Annotated in this window: 18 protein-coding genes and 1 riboswitch; of the genes, 7 read left to right on the top strand and 11 right to left on the bottom strand. The window is 70.6% G+C overall.

All coding sequences use genetic code 11. The annotated features are described in order from the left end of the window. Nucleotides 1–25 precede the first annotated feature (25 nt). Complete coding sequence (locus ACIHIX_RS33500) at nt 26–886, bottom strand: metallophosphoesterase (protein ID WP_399962823.1); 861 nt, start codon at nt 884–886, stop codon at nt 26–28. Between the two features lie 62 nt (nt 887–948). Between ACIHIX_RS33500 and ACIHIX_RS33495 the strand changes: the two genes are divergently transcribed. Both ACIHIX_RS33495 and ACIHIX_RS33490 read left to right on the top strand, forming a co-directional pair. Continuing rightward, nucleotides 949–1,293 (top strand): hypothetical protein, encoded by a 345-nt coding sequence (locus ACIHIX_RS33495; protein WP_399962821.1) that lies wholly within the window; start codon nt 949–951, stop codon nt 1,291–1,293. Then, a complete protein-coding gene (locus ACIHIX_RS33490; RefSeq protein ID WP_399962819.1) occupies nt 1,290–1,448 on the top strand; it encodes a hypothetical protein in 159 nt (52 codons plus the stop codon). The genes ACIHIX_RS33495 and ACIHIX_RS33490 overlap by 4 nt, the downstream gene beginning before the upstream one ends. A 25-nt stretch (nt 1,449–1,473) precedes the next feature. On the opposite strand, the gene ACIHIX_RS33485 is transcribed toward ACIHIX_RS33490, so the two are convergent. The 5 genes from ACIHIX_RS33485 to thrC all read right to left on the bottom strand — a co-directional run bounded on the left by ACIHIX_RS33485 (nt 1,474) and on the right by thrC (nt 7,066). Then, on the bottom strand, nt 1,474–2,592 hold the full coding sequence (locus tag ACIHIX_RS33485; RefSeq protein ID WP_399962817.1) for an NADH:flavin oxidoreductase: 1,119 nt from the start codon (nt 2,590–2,592) through the stop codon (nt 1,474–1,476). A gap of 209 nt (nt 2,593–2,801) precedes the next feature. Further along, complete coding sequence (groL, locus tag ACIHIX_RS33480) at nt 2,802–4,424, bottom strand: chaperonin GroEL (RefSeq protein ID WP_059195844.1); 1,623 nt, start codon at nt 4,422–4,424, stop codon at nt 2,802–2,804. A gap of 337 nt (nt 4,425–4,761) precedes the next feature. Further along, on the bottom strand, nt 4,762–4,968 hold the full coding sequence (locus ACIHIX_RS33475; RefSeq protein WP_007493268.1) for a cold-shock protein: 207 nt from the start codon (nt 4,966–4,968) through the stop codon (nt 4,762–4,764). 452 nt (nt 4,969–5,420) lie between these two features. Next, nucleotides 5,421–5,696: a MoaD/ThiS family protein gene (locus ACIHIX_RS33470; protein WP_387779195.1), complete on the bottom strand. Its 276-nt coding sequence runs from the start codon at nt 5,694–5,696 to the stop codon at nt 5,421–5,423. A gap of 83 nt (nt 5,697–5,779) precedes the next feature. Next, on the bottom strand, nt 5,780–7,066 hold the full coding sequence (gene thrC, locus ACIHIX_RS33465) for a threonine synthase (protein WP_399962814.1): 1,287 nt from the start codon (nt 7,064–7,066) through the stop codon (nt 5,780–5,782). Nucleotides 7,067–7,084: 18 nt separating this feature from the next. Beyond that, nucleotides 7,085–7,224, bottom strand: a riboswitch (SAM riboswitch). A gap of 150 nt (nt 7,225–7,374) precedes the next feature. On the opposite strand from thrC, the gene ACIHIX_RS33460 reads away from it, so the two are divergent. Then, nucleotides 7,375–8,319, top strand: a complete 945-nt coding sequence (locus ACIHIX_RS33460) for a glucosyl-3-phosphoglycerate synthase (RefSeq protein ID WP_399962812.1) — start codon at nt 7,375–7,377, stop codon at nt 8,317–8,319. 74 nt (nt 8,320–8,393) lie between these two features. Then, a complete protein-coding gene (locus ACIHIX_RS33455; protein ID WP_399962810.1) occupies nt 8,394–9,782 on the top strand; it encodes a trehalose-6-phosphate synthase in 1,389 nt (462 codons plus the stop codon). On the opposite strand, the gene otsB is transcribed toward ACIHIX_RS33455, so the two are convergent. The 3 genes from otsB to ACIHIX_RS33440 are packed head-to-tail and all read right to left on the bottom strand — an operon-like array spanning nt 9,758 to nt 12,195. Next, on the bottom strand, nt 9,758–10,663 hold the full coding sequence (otsB, locus tag ACIHIX_RS33450; RefSeq protein WP_399962808.1) for a trehalose-phosphatase: 906 nt from the start codon (nt 10,661–10,663) through the stop codon (nt 9,758–9,760). The two genes, ACIHIX_RS33455 and otsB, sit on opposite strands and share 25 nt — an antisense overlap. A gap of 53 nt (nt 10,664–10,716) precedes the next feature. Then, the gene (locus ACIHIX_RS33445; protein WP_399962806.1) at nt 10,717–10,944 is read right to left on the bottom strand and encodes a DUF3263 domain-containing protein; all 228 of its coding nucleotides are present in this window, start codon (nt 10,942–10,944) and stop codon (nt 10,717–10,719) included. A gap of 33 nt (nt 10,945–10,977) precedes the next feature. Further along, nucleotides 10,978–12,195, bottom strand: coding sequence for an extracellular solute-binding protein (locus ACIHIX_RS33440; protein ID WP_399963000.1), 1,218 nt, complete (start codon nt 12,193–12,195; stop codon nt 10,978–10,980). A gap of 171 nt (nt 12,196–12,366) precedes the next feature. Here ACIHIX_RS33440 and ACIHIX_RS33435 point away from each other — a divergent pair, with 171 nt between their 5' ends. The 3 genes from ACIHIX_RS33435 to ACIHIX_RS33425 all read left to right on the top strand — a co-directional run bounded on the left by ACIHIX_RS33435 (nt 12,367) and on the right by ACIHIX_RS33425 (nt 15,564). Then, nucleotides 12,367–13,308, top strand: coding sequence for an ROK family protein (locus ACIHIX_RS33435; RefSeq protein ID WP_399962804.1), 942 nt, complete (start codon nt 12,367–12,369; stop codon nt 13,306–13,308). Beyond that, complete coding sequence (nagA, locus tag ACIHIX_RS33430; RefSeq protein WP_399962802.1) at nt 13,308–14,519, top strand: N-acetylglucosamine-6-phosphate deacetylase; 1,212 nt, start codon at nt 13,308–13,310, stop codon at nt 14,517–14,519. The genes ACIHIX_RS33435 and nagA overlap by 1 nt, the downstream gene beginning before the upstream one ends. A 115-nt stretch (nt 14,520–14,634) precedes the next feature. Continuing rightward, a complete protein-coding gene (locus ACIHIX_RS33425) occupies nt 14,635–15,564 on the top strand; it encodes a 1-phosphofructokinase family hexose kinase (protein WP_399962800.1) in 930 nt (309 codons plus the stop codon). 9 nt (nt 15,565–15,573) lie between these two features. Here the strand turns inward: ACIHIX_RS33425 and ACIHIX_RS33420 are convergent, their stop codons facing one another. Together ACIHIX_RS33420 and cdgB are read right to left on the bottom strand one after the other, a co-directional pair. Beyond that, nucleotides 15,574–16,548: a CBM35 domain-containing protein gene (locus tag ACIHIX_RS33420; RefSeq protein ID WP_399962798.1), complete on the bottom strand. Its 975-nt coding sequence runs from the start codon at nt 16,546–16,548 to the stop codon at nt 15,574–15,576. A 117-nt stretch (nt 16,549–16,665) separates the two neighbouring features. Then, nucleotides 16,666–18,318, bottom strand: a complete 1,653-nt coding sequence (gene cdgB, locus ACIHIX_RS33415) for a diguanylate cyclase CdgB (RefSeq protein ID WP_399962796.1) — start codon at nt 18,316–18,318, stop codon at nt 16,666–16,668. Nucleotides 18,319–18,539: the final 221 nt, after the last annotated feature.

Here is an 18,539-nt window from a genome sequence, read left to right as displayed (position 1 = left end):
GCTTGACTTACCCAAGTGGTGCAGGTCATGCCCGTGCGACGAGATCCCGTACCCGCTCCTCCCCCAGTTCGTAGACGGTCTCGTGGGCATGGGGATCACGTGCGTGGAGGGTGTGGAAGAGCGGACCGGAAGAGCCGCCGAGGACGATGAGCGAGGCCGAGGCCCCGCGCACGGCCCGCTCGGTCCCCGGCGCCGCCGTGAGGTCGATGCGGTTGACCACGCCGGGCGTCACCCACACCGGCACCGACTCCAGGAACCCGAAGAGCTGAAGATGGAAGTGCCCGGTGAGGACGGCCCGGACGTCGCCGCCGCGCAGCACGTCGGCGAGGTCGGCGGGGTTGCGCAGCCCGAAGACCTGCTGGAGGGGGTTGTCGAGGGCGATGGGCGGATGATGGAACGCGAGGACGGTGCCGTGCTCGGCCGGAGTGCTCAGCACCTCGCGCAGCCAGGCGAGCTGTCCGGCGGAGAGGTCCCCGTGCACCTTCCCGGGCACCAGCGAGTCCAGCGTGACGAACCGCCATCCGCCGACGGTGCTCACCGCGGCCCGCTCACCGGCCTTTGACGCCAGCACCGACTCGGGCTCGGCATGCCCGCTGCCGAGCACCTTGCCGAAGGCCTCGCGCTCGTCGTGGTTCCCGGTCGTCCAGAACACGGGCACCCCGCCCAGTACGTCCCGCGCGAACCCGCCCACCAGCGCATCCACGGCCGTGTACGCCTCCGGGGACCCGTCGTCGGCGAGGTCGCCGGTGACGACGACGGCGTCGATGCCCCGCAGATGCCGGAGTTCGTCGAGGAGGAGCCGCAGGGAGTCATGCGCGTTGACGCCGTGCCGGTTGACGGCGTCGATGCGCTCCAGGTGCGTGTCCGAGAGCTGAAGAATCCTCATCTCCCGGACGATAGCGACGACCACCCTGGCCCTTCACAGATTGCCGGTATTTCATCACCGACATGAACGGCCTGATCAAGCAGCTCCGCGTCTCGCTCCTGGTCGTCCTCGGCATCAGCGCCGTCGACCTCGTGACGAGCACGGCGGCGAACCTGTGGTCCGGGACCCTCCTGGCCACCCTGGGCGACTGGGCCCTGACCACGGCCGTCTTCTGCGCCCTGGTGACCCTGGTGCACTCCGCGATCTACGCCGCCGCGCACCTCGGCCGGCCCGAGGGCAGGCAGGCGCGGGGCGTCCGGGCCGGCCTGGTGGCCCTGGTCCTCCTCGACCAGGTCGTCATCTGGTCCCTGCTGACCACGGGCTCCGCTCACTCGGGGATGGCGTACCGGGCGGGCTGCGCCCTGTGACCCTGCTGCCGCCGCTGGCCGTCGCCCTGACCTGGGGCGGAGCGAGGCGGGGCGGTGCGGCGGCCGACATCGCACGGAACACCGCCCTGCTCTTCGGGATCGTGGCACTGCTGCCGCAGATCCTGGCGGGCGCGTTGCTGGTCACCTTCGCCTGAGGGGGAAGGTGACCAGCGACCGAGGTCAGCTCAGGGACTGGAGCGCCGCCGCGTCGTACGGCTTGAGCTCCTCGAAGCGGTCCGCGAGGACCTTCGCCGCCCACTGCGGGTCCTGGAGCAGCGCGCGCCCGACGGCCACGAGGTCGAACTCGTCGCGCTCCATGCGGTCGAGGAGCTCGTCGAGCCCCTTGAGCGGGGAGCCCTCACCCACGAACGCGCCGAGGAAGTCGCCGTCGAGGCCGACCGAGCCGACGGTGATGGTGGGCTTGCCGGTGAGCTTCTTGGTCCAGCCGGCCAGGTTGAGGTCGGCGCCGTCGAACTCGGGGAGCCAGAAGCGGCGCGTGGAGGCGTGGAAGGCGTCGACGCCGGCGGCGGCGAGCGGGCTCAGGATGGCCTCCAGCTCCTCCGGGGTCTGGGCGAGCCGGGCGTCATAGGCCTCCTGCTTCCACTGCGAGTAGCGGAAGATGACCGGGAAGTCGGCCGAGACGGTCTCGCGGATGGCGGCGACGATCTCGGCGGCGAACCTGGTACGGGCGACCGCGTCACCGCCGTAGCCGTCCGTGCGGCGGTTCGTGCCGGCCCACAGGAACTGGTCGACCAGGTAGCCGTGCGCGCCGTGGATCTCCACGCCGTCCATGCCGATGCGCTCCGCGGCGGCCGCGGCCTCGGCGAAGGCGCCGATGACGTCGTCGATGTCGCGCTGGGTCATCGTCGTACCGGTGGACTCGCTCGCACCGACGCGGATGCCGGAGGGGCCGACCGCGGGCGCCTCGGGGAAGGGGTTCTGGCCCTCCTTGCGGACCATGCCGATGTGCCACAGCTGCGGGACGATCGTGCCGCCCGCCGCGTGCACGTCCGCGGCGACCCGCTGCCAGCCCGCGAGCTGCTCCTCGCCGTGGAAGCGCGGGACGCGGCCGCTGTACCCGGCCGAGTCATGGCCGACGAACGTCCCCTCGGTGACGACCAGGCCCACGCCCGCCGCCGCGCGCCGCGCGTAGTACGACGCCACGTCCGCGCCCGGGATGCCGCCCGGGGAGAACATCCGGGTCATCGGCGCCATCACGATGCGGTTCGGGACGGTCAGGCCGTTGATCGTGATCGGCCGGGAGAGGATCTCGGCGGCACGGGAGGGGGTGGCGGTCACGCGGGGCTCCTAGCGGTGGTACGAGCGGTGGGTACCGGCGGGTATGTGCATACGCATGGACAGTACGCAGTAAGCAACCGCTCAGTACACCCCTCCCCTTCCCCCGGCCCCTGTGATCCCGCCCACCTCGGGGAAACGCCCGAGGGCGGCACCCCCTGTCGGAACAGGGAATGCCGCCCTCGGCAAGGACGAGACCGATCCGCGAGGGATCAGAAGTCCATGTCACCGCCCGGCATACCGCCACCGGCGGGCGCGGCGGCCTTCTCCGGCTTGTCGGCGATGACGGCCTCGGTGGTGAGGAAGAGCGCGGCGATGGAGGCGGCGTTCTGCAGAGCGGAGCGCGTGACCTTCGCCGGGTCGATGATGCCTTCCTTGACCAGGTCGACGTACTCACCGGTCGCGGCGTTGAGGCCGTGACCCGGGGTGAGGTTGCGGACCTTCTCCACCACGACGCCGCCCTCAAGACCGGCGTTGACGGCGATCTGCTTCAGCGGGGCCTCAAGGGCGAGCTTGACGGCGGCAGCGCCGGTCGCCTCGTCACCCTCCAGCTCCAGCTTCTCGAAGACACCGGAGGCCTGGAGCAGGGCCACGCCACCACCGGCGACGATGCCCTCCTCGACGGCCGCCTTGGCGTTGCGCACGGCGTCCTCGATGCGGTGCTTGCGCTCCTTGAGCTCGACCTCGGTCGCGGCACCGGCCTTGATGACGGCGACGCCACCGGCGAGCTTGGCCAGGCGCTCCTGGAGCTTCTCGCGGTCGTAGTCCGAGTCGCTGTTCTCGATCTCGGCGCGGATCTGGTTGACCCGGCCGGCGACCTGGTCGGCGGAGCCGGCACCGTCGACGATGGTGGTCTCGTCCTTGGTGATGACGACCTTGCGGGCGCGGCCCAGGAGGTCCAGGGTCGCGTTCTCCAGCTTGAGGCCGACCTCCTCGGAGATGACCTCGCCGCCCGTGAGGATGGCGATGTCGCCGAGCATGGCCTTGCGGCGGTCACCGAAGCCCGGGGCCTTGACGGCGACGGACTTGAAGGTGCCGCGGATCTTGTTGACGACCAGGGTCGACAGGGCCTCGCCCTCGACGTCCTCGGCGATGATCAGCAGCGGCTTGCCCGACTGCATGACCTTCTCCAGGAGCGGGAGCAGGTCCTTGACGGAGCCGATCTTGGAGTTGGCGATCAGGATGTACGGGTCGTCGAGCGACGCCTCCATACGCTCCATGTCGGTGGCGAAGTAGGCGGAGATGTAGCCCTTGTCGAAGCGCATACCCTCCGTCAGCTCCAGCTCCAGACCGAAGGTCTGGGACTCCTCGACGGTGATGACGCCTTCCTTGCCGACCTTGTCCATCGCCTCGGCGATGAGCTCGCCGATCTGGGTGTCGGCGGCGGAGATGGAGGCCGTCGAAGCGATCTGCTCCTTGGTCTCGACATCCTTCGCCTGCTCGAGGAGGGCACCGGAGACGGCCTCGACGGCCTTCTCGATACCGCGCTTGAGGGCCATCGGGTTGGCACCGGCGGCCACGTTGCGCAGACCCTCGCGCACCAGGGCCTGGGCCAGGACGGTCGCGGTCGTCGTGCCGTCACCGGCTACGTCGTCGGTCTTCTTCGCGACTTCCTTGACCAGCTCGGCGCCGATCTTCTCGTACGGGTCCTCGAGCTCGATCTCCTTGGCGATGGAGACACCATCGTTGGTGATCGTGGGGGCGCCCCACTTCTTCTCGAGGACGACGTTGCGACCCTTGGGGCCGAGCGTCACCTTGACGGCGTCCGCGAGCTGGTTCATGCCGCGCTCGAGGCCGCGCCGCGCCTCCTCGTCGAACGCGATGATCTTGGCCATGTGAAGTGGTCCCTCCAGGACTGGGGGTGATTCCTTCGGACCGCGCCCGCGCCCGCGACGGACGGCTCGCACACCTCGTGGTTCCTTGCCCCACCTGGCCTGCGGGCCTCACCGACCCGGTCCTTCTTTGTCACTCTCACCTTCAGAGTGCTAACGCCAATGATTAGCACTCGGCATGGTCGAGTGCAAGCGCCTCCCGGGGATCGGGCAGTCACCGCAGGGGGTCCGGGCAGGCGGTGCGGGGCCCCGGGCACGTCGAAGGGCCCGCACCCATGACTCCCCATGAGGTGCGGGCCCTTCAAAGAAGAACGTCGCTGCTAGTCAGTCGGCGCGTGCTTCAGCCGGTCGCCAGTCGGACCATGTCCGCCTGCGGCCCCTTCTGGCCCTGCGAGATCTCGAAATCGACCCGCTGACCCTCTTCCAGGGTGCGGTACCCGTCCATCTGGATCGCGCTGTAGTGGACGAAAACATCCGCACCACCGTCGACCGCGATGAAGCCGTACCCCTTCTCCGCGTTGAACCACTTGACGGTGCCCTGAGCCATGCCTAACTCCCCTATTACTGGCCCTTGCACAGATCCACACTTCGCGGATCCGGGTCAGACCTCACCCCCCACGGATTGGGGGCGTGCGCCGGAACGCGTCGACCGCGGCTGAATGTATCTGTCCAACTGCCGTCTGCAACAGGTCAATCGGACGAGAATTCTGGACGTGCGGGGTCCGGAATGTAGCGAGAATTCGCCCGAATTCGGGGCAAGTCGGGCCCCATAAAAGGCACAAGACTCACAAAAGAACCGCACACTTTGGCTGCTTCTCGTCGCAAGTGGAGCAGGTACTCATATGCGTGTGGCATGGAAGGCGCAGCAGCTTCCCCAACTGTACCGCGCTCAACCATAGAGAATTGCCCCCTCCGTTTCTCTCACGGAGGGGGCAATTCGTTGAACTCTCGGTAATCGGCCTTACCGACGGTAATGATCAGTCATTCGGTCAGCTTGACTCAGCCACCGGCGACGGCCGGGATGATCGAGACGCCGGCGCCGTCCGGGGTGGCGGTCTCCAGGCCCTGCTCGAAGCGGACGTCGTCGTCGTTGACGTACACGTTGACGAACCGGCGCAGCTTGCCCTGGTCGTCGAGCACCCGGGCGGCGATGCCCGTGTGGTTCTTCTCCAGGTCGGCGATGACATCGGCGAGGGTGGCACCCTCGGCGGTCACCTCGGCGGCACCGCCGGTGTAGGTGCGCAGGATGGTGGGGATGCGGACATTGACACTCACGTTGAAACCTCCGGTCAGGATGACGCACCCAGGGGCGCGGGGAACTGCGCGACCAGCCCCCACCGGCCGCAGACGAACAACGACTAAGCGAGCCCAGCCTCGCGGAACGAATCAAGGTTGGGGCGAATCGTCGCGGTCAGCCCCGTCCCGGCCACCGCATCCAACGTCTTGAGGCCGTCGCCGGTGTTCAGCACGACGGTGGTCTTCGTCGGGTCGAGGAGACCGTTCTCGATCAGCTTGCGGGTCACGCCGACGGTCACACCACCGGCCGTCTCGGCGAAGATGCCCTCCGTGCGGGCCAGCAGCTTGATCGCGTCGACGATCTGCTCGTCGTTCACGTCCTCCACCGCACCGCCGGTGCGGCGCGCGATGTCCAGGACGTAGGGGCCGTCGGCCGGGTTGCCGATGGCGAGGGACTTGGCGATGGTGTTCGGCTTCTGGGGGCGGACGACGTCGTGGCCCGCCTTGTAGGCGACCGACACCGGCGAGCATCCCTCGGCCTGCGCCCCGAAGATCTTGTACGGCTTGTCCTCGACGAGCCCGAGCTTGATCAGCTCCTGGAGCCCCTTGTCGATCTTCGTCAGCTGGGAGCCGGAGGCGATCGGCACGACCAGCTGGTCGGGGAGCCGCCAGCCGAGCTGCTCGCAGATCTCGTACGCGAGGGTCTTGGAGCCCTCCGCGTAGTACGGCCGCAGATTGACGTTGACGAAGCCCCAGCCCTCGCCGGCCGGGTCGCCGATCAGCTCGGAGCAGAAGCGGTTCACGTCGTCGTAGTTGCCCTCGATGCCGACGAGCTCACCCCCGTAGACGGCGGCCATGACGACCTTGCCCTGCTCCAGGTCGTGCGGGATGAACACACAGGAGCGGAAGCCGGCGCGGGCGGCGGCGGCGCCGACGGCACCGGCGAGGTTGCCGGTGGAGGAGCAGGAGAGGGTGGTGAAGCCGAAGACCCGGGCGGCCTCGATGGCCTGGGCGACGACCCGGTCCTTGAAGGAGTGGGTCGGGTTGCCGGAGTCGTCCTTCACGAACAGCTTGCCGGCCTCGACACCCAGCTCACGGGCGAGGTTGTCGGCCTTGACCAGCTTGGTCCAGCCGGGGTTGATGTTGGGCTTGTCGGCCACGTCCGCGGGGACGGGCAGCAGCGGCGCGTAGCGCCAGATGTTCGCGGGTCCCGCCTCGATCCGCTTGCGGAGCTCCTCGGCGTCGTAGGCGGAGAAGTCGTACGCGATCTCGAGCGGGCCGAAACACTCCTCGCAGGCGAAGACCGGGCCGAGAGGCACCCGGTGACCGCATTCGCGGCAGCTGAGCGCGGCGGCGGGGCCGAGGTCGACGGGGGTTCCGGTGGTGCTTGCAACAGTCTGCGCAGCCATGAGAGGCGAGGCCCTTTCTCCTCATCTTCCTCACGACGCATCTCGCCGTGAGACGGATTTGGCACCTTCCCGAGTCGGGAGCCTCACGTACGCGAGTACCGACTGGAGGGTTGCCGGGGCTTCATCGGGCCGTATCCCTCTGCCCCTCTGGATGAGCGGTATGAAGTTGTGGACGTCGGATGATCCAGGACATGCGATGGTCATCCGCGTTGTTCAAGACTGTAACCGACGACCTGGACAGTTGAGATAGTCGTCCGAACCGCGAGATGGATCACAAGTAGTGGATCACAAGTAGAGGAGTCGCCCACGTGCTGGAAGAAGTCGAGCGCTGGCTGACCACCCGCTCCTGGTCCGTGACCGACCGGCCGCTCCACCAGATCCTGGCCGCCAAGCAGCGCACGGGTCAGTCGGTCAGTGTCGTGCTGCCCGCGCTGAACGAGGAGGAGACGGTCGGCGACATCGTCGCGATCATCCGTCACGACCTCATGCAGCAGGTCCCGCTGGTCGACGAGATCGTCGTCGTCGACTCGGGCTCGAGCGACCGTACGGCACAGGTGGCGGCCGCGGCCGGCGCCATGGTCGTGCACCGCGACGCGATCCTGCCCCGCCTGCCCACCGTGCCCGGCAAGGGCGAGGTGCTGTGGCGTTCGCTGCTGGTGACCAGCGGCGACATCGTCTGCTTCATCGACGCCGACCTGAAGGAGTTCTCCTCCGACTTCGTCGCCGGGATCGTCGGCCCGCTGCTCACCGAACCCGGGGTCGACCTGGTCAAGGCCATGTACGACCGCCCGCTCGGCGGCGCGGCGGGCCAGGGCGGCCGGGTGACCGAGCTGATGGCCCGCCCGCTGCTGAACATGCACTGGCCGCAGCTGGCCGGTTTCGTCCAGCCGCTGGGCGGCGAGTACGCGGCCCGCAGGTCCCTGCTCGAACAGCTGCCGTTCCCCGTCGGCTACGGCGTCGAGCTCGGCATGCTGGTCGACGCGCTGCACCTGGTCGGCCTCGACGCGCTCGCCCAGGTCGACGTCGGCGTCCGCAAGCACCGACACCAGGACGGCCAGGCACTCGGCCGGATGTCCGCGGCGATCTACCGCACGGCCCAGCTCCGGCTGGCCCGCGGCCACCTCGTCCGTCCCTCCCTCACCCAGTTCGAACGCGGCGAGACCGGCTTCGAGCCCCGCACCTACTCGGTGGACACGGAGGAACGCCCGCCGATGGCGGAGATCGCGGAGTACGCGACCCGCAAGGTCGCCTGAGCCTTGCGGGCCGGAGGACCGCACCGGACCGGACGCACGTTTGAGTGTTCCGTGACCGGGCTAGGTTGATCCGTATGGCTTCAACGTTCGGTGCTGCTCAGGTACTGGTGGCCTCCAACCGTGGCCCGGTCTCGTACGAGGTCCGCGCGGACGGCTCGCTGTCCGCCCGGCGCGGTGGTGGTGGGCTGGTCTCGGGGCTGTCGGCGATCGGCTCCGACGCGGACGCCCTGTGGGTCTGCTCGGCGCTGGGCGACGGCGACCGCGAGGCGGTACGGCGCGGAGTGGGCGAGGCCGGCGTACGGATGCTCGACATCCCGGCCGACGTGCACGCGGACGCGTACAACGGCATCGCCAACTCGGTCCTGTGGTTCGTCCACCACCTGCTGTACCAGACCCCGCTGGAACCGGTCTTCGACGCGGAGTTCCGGCGGCAGTGGGCGTCGTACGAGACCTACAACCGCGCCTTCGCCGAGGCGCTGGCGGAGGAGGCCGCGCGGGGCGCGGCGGTCGTGGTGCAGGACTACCACCTCACCCTGGTGCCGGGGATGCTCCGGGAGCTCCGCCCCGACCTGCGGATCGGCCACTTCTCGCACACCCCGTGGGCGCCGCCGGAGTACTTCCGGATGCTGCCGGACGACATCGCCGAGCAGGTGCTGCGGGGCATGCTCGGCGCCGACCGGCTGGGATTCCTGACCCGGCGCTGGGCGTCGGCGTTCGAGGCGTGCGCGACGGAGATCGTCGGCGGGCTCGGGGACACCCGGATCGGGGTGCACGGACTCGGCGCGGACGCGGACTTCCTGCGCAAGCGGTCGCACGAGGCGGACGTGGCCGAGCGGATGACGGCCCTGCGGACGGAGATCGGCGCGGGCCGCCGCACGATCGTCCGGGTCGACCGCACCGAACTGTCGAAGAACATCGTGCGCGGTCTGCACGCGTACGAGCATCTGCTGGCGACCCGCCCCGAGTGGCGGGAGCGGGTCGTGCACGTGGCGTTCGCCTACCCCTCCCGGCAGGACCTCGCGGTCTACCGGGACTACACGGCCGAGGTGCAGCGCCTGGCGGAGGACATCAACTCGGCGTACGGAAAGCCCGGTTGGACCCCGGTGGTGCTGCACGTCAAGGACGACTTCGCCCGCTCCCTCGCCGCGTACCGGCTCGCCGACGTGGCGCTGGTCAACCCCATCCGCGACGGTATGAACCTGGTCGCCAAGGAGGTGCCGGTCGTCTCCGACGAGGGGTGCGCGCTGGTGCTGTCGCGGGAGGCGGGGGCGTACGAGGAGCTCGGCGAGGACGCGATCGTGGTCAACCCGTACGACGTGATCGGCACCGCCGACGCCCTGCACGAGGCGCTGACGATGGGACCCGGGGAGCGGACGGAGCGCACGAAGCGGCTGGCCGCCGCGGCCACGGCGTTGCCGCCCGCGCAGTGGTTCCTGGATCAGCTGGCGGCGTTGCGCGGCTGAGTCCCGGGGCCGGGAGGCAGCTGCTCCGCCAGGCGCGTCAGCAGCGCCACCAGCCCCGCCGGGCCGTCCACCACCAGGTCGGCCCGTTCCCTCAGCTCGGCCACCTCCTCGCTGCCGGCACTGCACACCAGCAGCCCCGGCACACCGTCGGAGCGGAGCTTGTCCACGGCGGCGAAGGCGGGGAGGTCTCCGAGGTCGTCGCCGGCGTAGAGCACGGCCTCGGCGCCCAGCTCACGGACGTACTCCGTCAGGGCCCGGCCCTTGTCGACGCCCGGCGGGCGGAGTTCGAGGACGAGCCGGCCGGGTTCGACGATCAGGCCGTGGCGGTCGGCGAGGCCGGTGAGCGGGGCGCGCAGGGCGTCGAAGGCGGCCTGGGGGTCCTCGGCGCGGCGGGTGTGGACGGCGACGGCCCGTCCCTTCTCCTCGATCCAGGTGCCGTGCCAGGCGCCGATGCCGTCGAGGAAGCCGGGGAGTTCGGCGCGGACGGCGGCGACGCCGGGGTGCGGGGCGGGGGCGGTGACCTCGCCGGTGACGGCGTCCCAGCGCTCGGCGCCGTAGTGGCCGAGGACGACGAGGTGTTCGAGGCCGGGGACGCCCGCGAAGCCGCCGAGGCGGACGGCGACTCCGGCGGGGCGGCCGGTGACGACGGCGACGGAGGCGAGCTTCGGGGCGAGGGCGGCGAGCGCGGACACGGCGTCGGGGTGGGCCCGGGCCTGTTCCGGGTCGGCCACGATCGGCGCGAGCGTCCCGTCGAAGTCGAGCGCGACGACCGTCTTGCCGGGCCGCGCGAGCAGCGCGGCGAGCCCGTCGCGGCCGGCCTGGGTCACCGGCGTGCGCAGGAGGTCGTCCGTGGGGTCCGTGGAGTCCTGGTGGCTGCCCATGGAAGGACCCTATCCACGGCTGCGGACCGCACGCCTTTTTCCCGCCCCGGCCGTCACCGCTCCGACCTGCGTGCCTCCCGGACCCGGCGCAGCCGGTTCACCGTGACCGGGTCGTGGGCCAGGGCTCTCGGGTCGTCCAGCAGCGCGTTGAGCAGCTGGTAGTAGCGGACCGGGGCCAGGCCCAGTTCCTCGCGTATCGCGCGCTCCTTCGCGCCGGGGTTCGTGAAACCGCGGCGTTCGAGCGCGAGGATGGCCTGTTCTCGGGGGGCCAGGTCGTTCATGTCAGCGACCGTAGCCCCCGCCACTGACAAGCCCTACTCCGCGCTCTCCGCCATCAGCGCCTTCGACTGGATGCCGCCGAGGACCGCCGAGGGGCTGCCCCCGGCCGTCACCGCCGTGCCGATCCGCTGCTTGACCGCCGCGCTGACCTCCGCCCAGGAGGTCTTGCCGACGGGGTAGAGCTCGGAGCCGGGGAGTTCCTCCAGGAAGGGCTCCAGGTCCTTGTCCTCCTTCGCCGTGCTCATGACCTCGGAGGCCGACAGGGTGACCGGCAGCAGGTCGTACTCACGGGAGAAGTCGAGCACGTTCTTCTCGTCGTAGACGAAGTCGAGGAAGTCCCCGATCTGCTCGGCGTGCCCGTTCTGCTTGAACGCCGTCATCCAGTCGGCGACGCCCATCGAGTACTTGGTCGGGCCGTCGACGCCGGGCATCGGGACCATGCCGAACTTCACGCCCTTGGCCGCGGCCGTCTTCATCAGCGTGGGATGTCCGTTCAACATCCCGACCTCGCCGTTCGCGAACGCGGCGAACGCGTCGGCCCGGTTCAGCTTCCCCGGCGCGACCGGCCCGGTCAGCCCCTTGCCGACGAGGTCGTCCTTGAGCCAGGTCAGGGTGTCGACGTTGGCCGCCGAGTCGATGCCGTAGGTGCCGATGTCCTCGGTGTAGCCACCCCCGCCGCTGAGCAGCCACTGCATGGTCTCGGCCTGCGCCTCCTCGGAGCCGAGGGGCAGGGCGTACGGGTACTTCACGCCGGCCGCCTTCAGCACGGCGGCGTCCGCGGCGAGCTCCGCCCAGGTCTTCGGCGGGGTCAGCCCGGCCTTGGTGAAGAGGGTCTTGTTGTAGAAGAGCAGCCGGGTGGAGGCCGCGAACGGCATGCCGTACTGCGTCGAGTCGACCTCCCCCGCCGCGGCGAGCCGCGAGACGAAGTCGGCCTCGGTGGAGATGGAGAGCAGCTCGCCGGCGGAGTAGAGCAGGCCGTCGGCCGCGTAGTCGGCGTACGCGCCGATCTGCGCCATGTCGGGCGGGTTCCCGGCCGCGACCATGTCCTTGACCTCGCGGTCGACGTCGTTCCAGGAGTAGACGCTGACGTCGACCTTCACGCCGGGGTGCTCGGACTCGTAGTCCGCCACCAGCGCGTCCCAGTACTTCTGGGAGCTGTTCGCCTTGCTGTTCCCGTAGTCCGCGGCGACCAGGCGCAGGGTCACGTCCCCCTCGTCGTCGCCCAGGCCGCAGCCGCCGAGAACCGCCGTCATGCCCAGTGCGGACACCACCGCGATCGTTCCTGTCCTACGCCGCCGCACTGCCGAGCCCCACATCGTCGTCATCACCACTGGAACCTCCGAAACTTTCGAAAGGTCAGACATAAGGTCTACACCACGTGAGTGGACTAGACCTCTCCCGGGTCGGCGGGCCACACTACCCCCGTGAGACATGTCATCGCCCTCGATGTGGGCGGCACCGGAATGAAGGCCGCCCTCGTCGGCGCCTCCGGCGAGCTGCTGCACCAGGCCCGCCGCCCGACCGGCCGGGAGCGCGGCCCGGACGCGGTCGTCGAGGGCATCCTCGACTTCGCGGCCGAGCTGCACGCGTACGGCGTCGAGCACCTCGGCGAGCCCGCGTCCGCCGCCGGAGTCGCCGTCCCCGGCATCGTCGACGCCGACCAGGGCGTCGCCCGCTACGCCGCCAACCTCGGCTGGCGCGACGTCCCGCTGCGCGCGCTGCTCACCGAACGGCTCGCGGTCCCCGTCGCCCTCGGCCACGACGTCCGCACCGGCGGCCTCGCCGAGGGCCGGATCGGCGCCGGCCGGGGCGCGGACCGCTTCTTCTTCGTCCCCCTCGGCACCGGCATCGCGGGCGCCATCGGCATCGGCGGCCGGGTGGAGGCGGGCGCCCACGGTTTCGCGGGCGAGATCGGCCACATCGTCGTACGCCCCGGAGGGACCCCGTGTCCCTGCGGCCAGGCCGGCTGCCTGGAGCGGTACGCCTCCGCGGCGGCGGTCAGCGAGGCGTGGGCCGCGGCGGCCGGGGACCCGGAGGCGGACGCGGCCGACTGCGCGAAAGCCGTCGAGTCCGGCGACCCGCGGGCTCAGGCCGTCTGGCAGCACGCGATCGACGCCCTCGCCGACGGCCTGGTCACCGCCCTCACCCTCCTGGACCCCAGCACCCTGATCATCGGTGGCGGCCTGGCGGAGGCGGGGGAAACCTTGTTCACACCACTGCGGGACGCGGTCCGGCAGCGGATCACTTTCCAGAAGCTGCCGTCGGTGGTCCCGGCGGCGCTGGGCGACACAGCGGGTTGCCTGGGTGCCGGGCTACTGGCCTGGGATCTCCTCGACACGACGAACGGTATGGAGGTAACTCCCTGATGGCAGCCGACCCAGGGGCGCGGGGAACTGCGCGACCAGCCACACACAACCCGCACACCGCGTCCGGCGATGCGCCCCTCATCCTGTCCGGCGCCACGGTCGTCCTCCCCACAGGAACCGTCCAGAACGGCCGAGTGATCGTCGACGGCGACACAATCATCGGCGCCGCACCGGAGAACGCCCGGGTCACCGACGTAACCGGCCACTGGCTCGTCCCAGGGTTCGTGGACATCCACAACCACGGCGGCGGAGGAGCCAGCTTCACCTCCGGCACCACGGAAGACGTACTCCACGGCATCCACACGCACCGTGTGCACGGCACCACCACCCTCGTCGCCTCCACCGTCACCGGCGACATGGACTTCCTCGCCCAGCGCGCCGGCCTGCTCAGCGAGCTCGCCGAGCAGGGCGACATCGCCGGCATCCATTTCGAGGGCCCGTTCATCTCCCCCTGCCGCAAGGGCGCGCACTCCGAGGAGCTGCTGCGCGACCCCGACCCCGCCGACGTCCGCAAGCTGATCGACGCCGCGCGGGGCCAGGCCAGGATGGTCACCCTCGCCACCGAACTCCCCGGCGGCATCGACTCCGTACGGCTGCTCGCCGAGCACGGCGTCATCGCGGCGATCGGCCACACCGACGCGACCTACGAGCAGACGGTGGAGGCCATCGACGCGGGCGCCACCGTCGCCACCCATCTCTTCAACGCGATGCCCGCCCTCGGCCACCGCGCCCCGGGCCCGATCGCCGCCCTCCTGGAGGACGAGCGGATCACGGTCGAGCTCATCAACGACGGCACGCATCTGCACCCGGCCGCCCTCCAGCTGGCGTTCCATCACAAGGGCCCGGACCGGGTCGCGTTCATCACGGACGCGATGGACGCGGCCGGCTTCGGCGACGGCCGCTACATGCTCGGCCCGCTGGAGGTCGAGGTCAGCGAGGGGGTGGCCCGGCTGGTGGAGGGCGGTTCGATCGCGGGGTCGACGCTGACCCTGGACCGGGCCTTCCAGCGCGCGGTGACGGTCGACAGGCTGCCGGTGGAGGACGCGGTCGCCGCCCTGTCCGCCAACCCGGCCCGGCTGCTGGGCATGGCCGACCGGGTCGGCTCCCTCGAACCCGGCCGGTACGCCGACCTCGTCCTGCTCGGCGCCGACTTCGAACTCAAGGGCGTGATGCGCCGGGGTGAATGGGTGGTCGATCCCCAACTGGGGTGATCTGTCCATCTGTTGAGCGCGGCGGTTGGCCTGGGAGACTGGGCCGACCGCCGTCCGTTTGGCATGATCACCCCACCAAACGGCTCAGCAACGTCTTCGGGGGAGGTCGGCCCAGGTGATCCTCACGGTCACACTGAACACCGCTCTCGACCTCACCTACCGCGTACGGACCCTGACACCGCACGCCTCCCACCGGGTCTCCGAGGTCATCGAACGCCCCGGCGGCAAGGGCCTGAACGTGGCCCGCGTACTCGCCGCCCTCGGCCACGAGGTGACGGTCACCGGCTTCACGGGCGGCGCCACCGGCCGGGCCGTCCAGGATCAGCTGGCCACCGCATCCGGCGTGACCGACGCGCTGCTCCCGGTCTCCGGCGCCACCCGCCGCACCATCGCCGTCGTCGACGAGCGGACCGGTGACACGACCCAGCTCAACGAGCCGGGCCCCGTGGTCACACCGCCGGAGTGGTCGGCCTTCCAGGAGGCGTACGAGGATCTCCTCGCGTCGGCCGACGCGGTGGCCCTGTGCGGCAGTCTGCCGCCGGGCGTACCGGTGGGCGCGTACGCCGGCCTGGTCCGCACCGCGCGCGCGGCCGGAGTGCCGGTCCTCCTCGACACCAGCGGGGAGCCGCTGCGCCGCGGGGTCGCCGCCCGCCCGGACCTCATCAAGCCGAACGCCGACGAACTCGCCGAACTGACCGGCTCCCACGAGCCGCAGCGGGCCACCCAGGACGCTCGTCGTCGCGGCGCCCACGCGGTCGTCGCCTCGCTCGGCACCGGCGGACTGCTCGCCGCCACCCCCGAGGGCCGCTGGCGCGCCACCCCGCCGGCCCGCCTCCACGGCAACCCGACGGGCGCCGGCGACTCGGCGGTCGCGGGACTGCTGTCGGGGCTGGTGGAACACCTCCCCTGGCCCGACCGACTGGCCCGCGCGGCCGCCCTGTCCGCGGCGACGGTCGCGGCACCGGCGGCGGGCGAGTTCGACCGGGGGGTCTACGAGGAGCTGCTGGACCGCATCGCGGTGACCGGCGAGGTCAACGCGGCCTAGTAGGGGGGCCTAGGAGTCGACCCAGCCGTTCACCAGCCAGAGCTGGTCGAGGAGGGCGTCGCACTGGTTGCCCTGCTCGCAGGAGATCTTGATGGTGTTGCTGCCCTTGTTGAGCTGGACGTAGTTGTAGGTCTGCGTCCAGCCCTTGGCGTAGTCGCCCTCGGCGGCCTTGGCGTAGTTGTCCATGCCGACCGGGGCCTTGGAGGCCGTGCCGTTGATCGAGAGGGTCGCGGTGGCGTCCTTGCCGGGGACGCTGTAGCCCGTGTACAGGGTGTACTTGCCGCTCTTCGGGATGCCGCTGACGTTCCAGGTGACCGAGGAGCCGACCTGGTTGAAGCCGTTGAGGTAGATCCCGCCGTCGGCCTTGGCGCCCTGGACGTCGGTCGCGGTGGTGATACCGGGGCTCAGCGACAGCGCCTTCGCGTCGATCTTCGGCAGGTCGTCCTCGCTGGCCGCGCTGCCGCTCGCCGACGCGCTCGGCTCACTGCTCTGCTGGGCGGACGGGGTGGTGGACGGGTCGCTGCCGCCGGCGTCCTTGTCGTCGTCACCGCCGAGCATGGCAACGCCGATACCGATGACGACCGCGGCGACCACCGCGATGGCGCCGATCAGCAGCCCCTTGGTGTTCGGGCCGCGGCCCCGGCCGCCGCCGTTGCCGCCGTACGGCTGCTGCTGGGTGGTCGGAGCGCCGCCCGGGAACGTCTCGGGCGCGGCGTAGTGCGCGTTGTTCGGCTGGCCGTAGGCCCCCTGCTGCGGGGCCTGCTGCTGCGGGGCCTGCTGCTGCGGCACCTGCCCGTACGGCGCGGTCGGCTGCTGCTGGCCGTACTGGCGCTGTCCGACGGGGCGCGTCCGGTTGACGGTGTTCGGGTAGCCGTAGCCACCGGACGGCGGCTGGGCTCCGTTGGCCTGCCCGTCGGCGTAGAGGTAGCCGAACGGGTCGTCGTCCTCGGGCGGCGTGTTCGCGCCGTTGGTGCCGGACGTCATCCAGGTACTCCTCAGCGGTGCGGGCGGATGCGATACGTGGGGTCAGAATGGCGAGCCTACCCGCTCCTGCTGCCCCAAACGGGTGACTCGGATCGCATCAACTCACTGACCTGGGCCTCAGCCCGCGCGCCGGTGCTGTTTGGGACGAGATCGTTTCTCTACGTACATCCGCTCGTCGGCGGACTTCAGCACTTCGTCGGCGGTCATGCCGCAGTGCGCCCAGCCGATGCCGAAGCTCGCGCCCACGCGGACGGCCCGGCCCTCGGCGCGGATGGGCTGGATGATCTCGTTGCGCAGGCGTACGGCGAGGTCGGCGGCGTCGGCGCGGCCGAGGCCGTCGGCGAGGATGACGAACTCGTCGCCGCCGAGCCGGGCGACGGTGTCGCCGTCGCGGACCTGGCGGGTCAGCCGGCGGGCCACCTCGATGAGGACCGCGTCACCGGCGTTGTGCCCGAACCGGTCGTTGATCGACTTGAAGCCGTCGAGGTCGCAGAAGAGGACCGCGAGCCCCTTGGTGCCGTCGTCGTGCTCGCTCTCGGGGGCGGCGGTGTGCACATGGTGGTCGTAGGCGTCGAAGGACTCGCCGCCGGGCCGGAAGTCGAAGCCGTGGCCGTGCGCGTCGAAGGCGGGGTGGCCGTAGGCCGCGTCCAGGGACTCCAGGGCGCCGGGGTGCGCGGGGCGCTGACAGAGGCGGGAGGAGAGACGCGCGCGCAGTTCGGCGGAGTTCGGCAGGCCGGTCAGGGAGTCGTGGGAGGCGCGGTGGGCGAGCTGGAGCTCGCGGCGCTTGCGGTCCTCTATGTCCTCGACGTGGGTGAGGAGAAACCGGGGGCCGTCCGCGGCGTCGGCGACGACGGAGTTGCGGAGACTGACCCAGACGTACGTTCCGTCACGGCGGCCCAGGCGCAGCTCCGCGCGTCCGCCCTCCGCCGAGGTCCGCAGCAGGGTCCCTATGTCCTCGGGGTGGACGAGGTCGGAGAAGGAGTAGCGGCGCATCGCGGAGGCGGGGCGGCCCAGGAGGCGGCACAGGGCGTCGTTGGTGCGCAGGATGCGGCCGTGCTGGTCGCCGCCCATCTCGGCGATGGCCATGCCGGAGGGGGCGTACTCGAAGGCCTGCCGGAAGCTCTCCTCGCTCGCCCTGAGCGCCTGCTGCTCCCTTTCGAGTCTGACCAGTGCGCGCTGCATGTTGGCCCTCAGGCGCGCGTTGCTGATCGCGATCGCGGCCTGGAACGCGTACATCTGGAGCGCTTCGCGGCCCCACGCGCCCGGCCTGCGTCCGTTGCGCGGCCGGTCCACCGAGAGCACGCCGATCAGCTCGCCGCACGAGCCGCCGCCCACGCCCGGCGTGAACATCGGCGCGAAGAGCCGGTCGGAGGGGTGCCACTCGTCCTCGAAGCGGGGCGCGGGACCGTCGGTGTACCACTGCGGTACGTCGTCGTCGTCGAGGATCCAGCCCTCGGTGTGCGGGATGAAGACCAGGTCGCCCCAGGTCTCGCCCATGCTCAGGCGGCGCTCCCAGGACTCGCGGGAGCCGACCCGGCCGGTGATCAGCGCCTCGGCGGCGGGGTTGCCGGCGAAGGCGGCGACGACGAGGTCGCCGTCGGGGCGGACGAGGTTGACGCACGCCAGCTCGTAGCCGAGGCCGGTGACGACGCCGTCGGCGACCGTCTGCAGGGTGTCCGCAAGAGACCGGGCGGTGTTCATGTCCGCCATGACCTGGTGCAGTTGCCGCAGAGTGGCAAGGCGGACGTAGGGCTCCGACTCGGTCTCCATGCTCGCCCTCCCCCCGAGACCTCGCAGCGAATCAAGGGTTCTCATCGGCGTATCGTTCTGGCAGCTTCCCCGCCACTGAATCACAGCGCGCTGCTCACTCGGTACACAGGGTCAACAATTAATGCCCCTTGTGACTCAAGTCACAGCTAAAGATGAACAATTGAGTGGTGTTTCTGCGTTTTCGCTGTGCGTTTACTGAACGCAAAGTTTGTTGGCATGTG

It is taken from the genome of Streptomyces sp. NPDC051913, from assembly GCF_044593635.1.
Taxonomy (GTDB): Bacteria; Actinomycetota; Actinomycetes; order Streptomycetales; family Streptomycetaceae; genus Streptomyces.
Note: the sequence above shows the minus strand (reverse complement) of the source record. Positions and strands in the feature narration are given on the sequence as shown.

Bases quoted from the DNA above. Each gene is read 5' to 3' on its own strand.
- ACIHIX_RS33500 (WP_399962823.1), bottom strand. From the start codon at position 886: ATGAGGATTCTTCAGCTCTCGGACACGCACCTGGAGCGCATCGACGCC.
- ACIHIX_RS33495 (WP_399962821.1), top strand. From the start codon at position 949: ATGAACGGCCTGATCAAGCAGCTCCGCGTCTCGCTCCTGGTCGTCCTC.
- groL (WP_059195844.1), bottom strand. From the start codon at position 4,424: ATGGCCAAGATCATCGCGTTCGACGAGGAGGCGCGGCGCGGCCTCGAG.
- ACIHIX_RS33475 (WP_007493268.1), bottom strand. From the start codon at position 4,968: ATGGCTCAGGGCACCGTCAAGTGGTTCAACGCGGAGAAGGGGTACGGC.
- thrC (WP_399962814.1), bottom strand. From the start codon at position 7,066: ATGGCTGCGCAGACTGTTGCAAGCACCACCGGAACCCCCGTCGACCTC.
- ACIHIX_RS33455 (WP_399962810.1), top strand. From the start codon at position 8,394: ATGGCTTCAACGTTCGGTGCTGCTCAGGTACTGGTGGCCTCCAACCGT.
- otsB (WP_399962808.1), bottom strand. From the start codon at position 10,663: ATGGGCAGCCACCAGGACTCCACGGACCCCACGGACGACCTCCTGCGC.
- ACIHIX_RS33445 (WP_399962806.1), bottom strand. From the start codon at position 10,944: ATGAACGACCTGGCCCCCCGAGAACAGGCCATCCTCGCGCTCGAACGC.
- ACIHIX_RS33440 (WP_399963000.1), bottom strand. From the start codon at position 12,195: ATGACGGCGGTTCTCGGCGGCTGCGGCCTGGGCGACGACGAGGGGGAC.
- nagA (WP_399962802.1), top strand. From the start codon at position 13,308: ATGGCAGCCGACCCAGGGGCGCGGGGAACTGCGCGACCAGCCACACAC.
- ACIHIX_RS33420 (WP_399962798.1), bottom strand. From the start codon at position 16,548: ATGACGTCCGGCACCAACGGCGCGAACACGCCGCCCGAGGACGACGAC.
- cdgB (WP_399962796.1), bottom strand. From the start codon at position 18,318: ATGGAGACCGAGTCGGAGCCCTACGTCCGCCTTGCCACTCTGCGGCAA.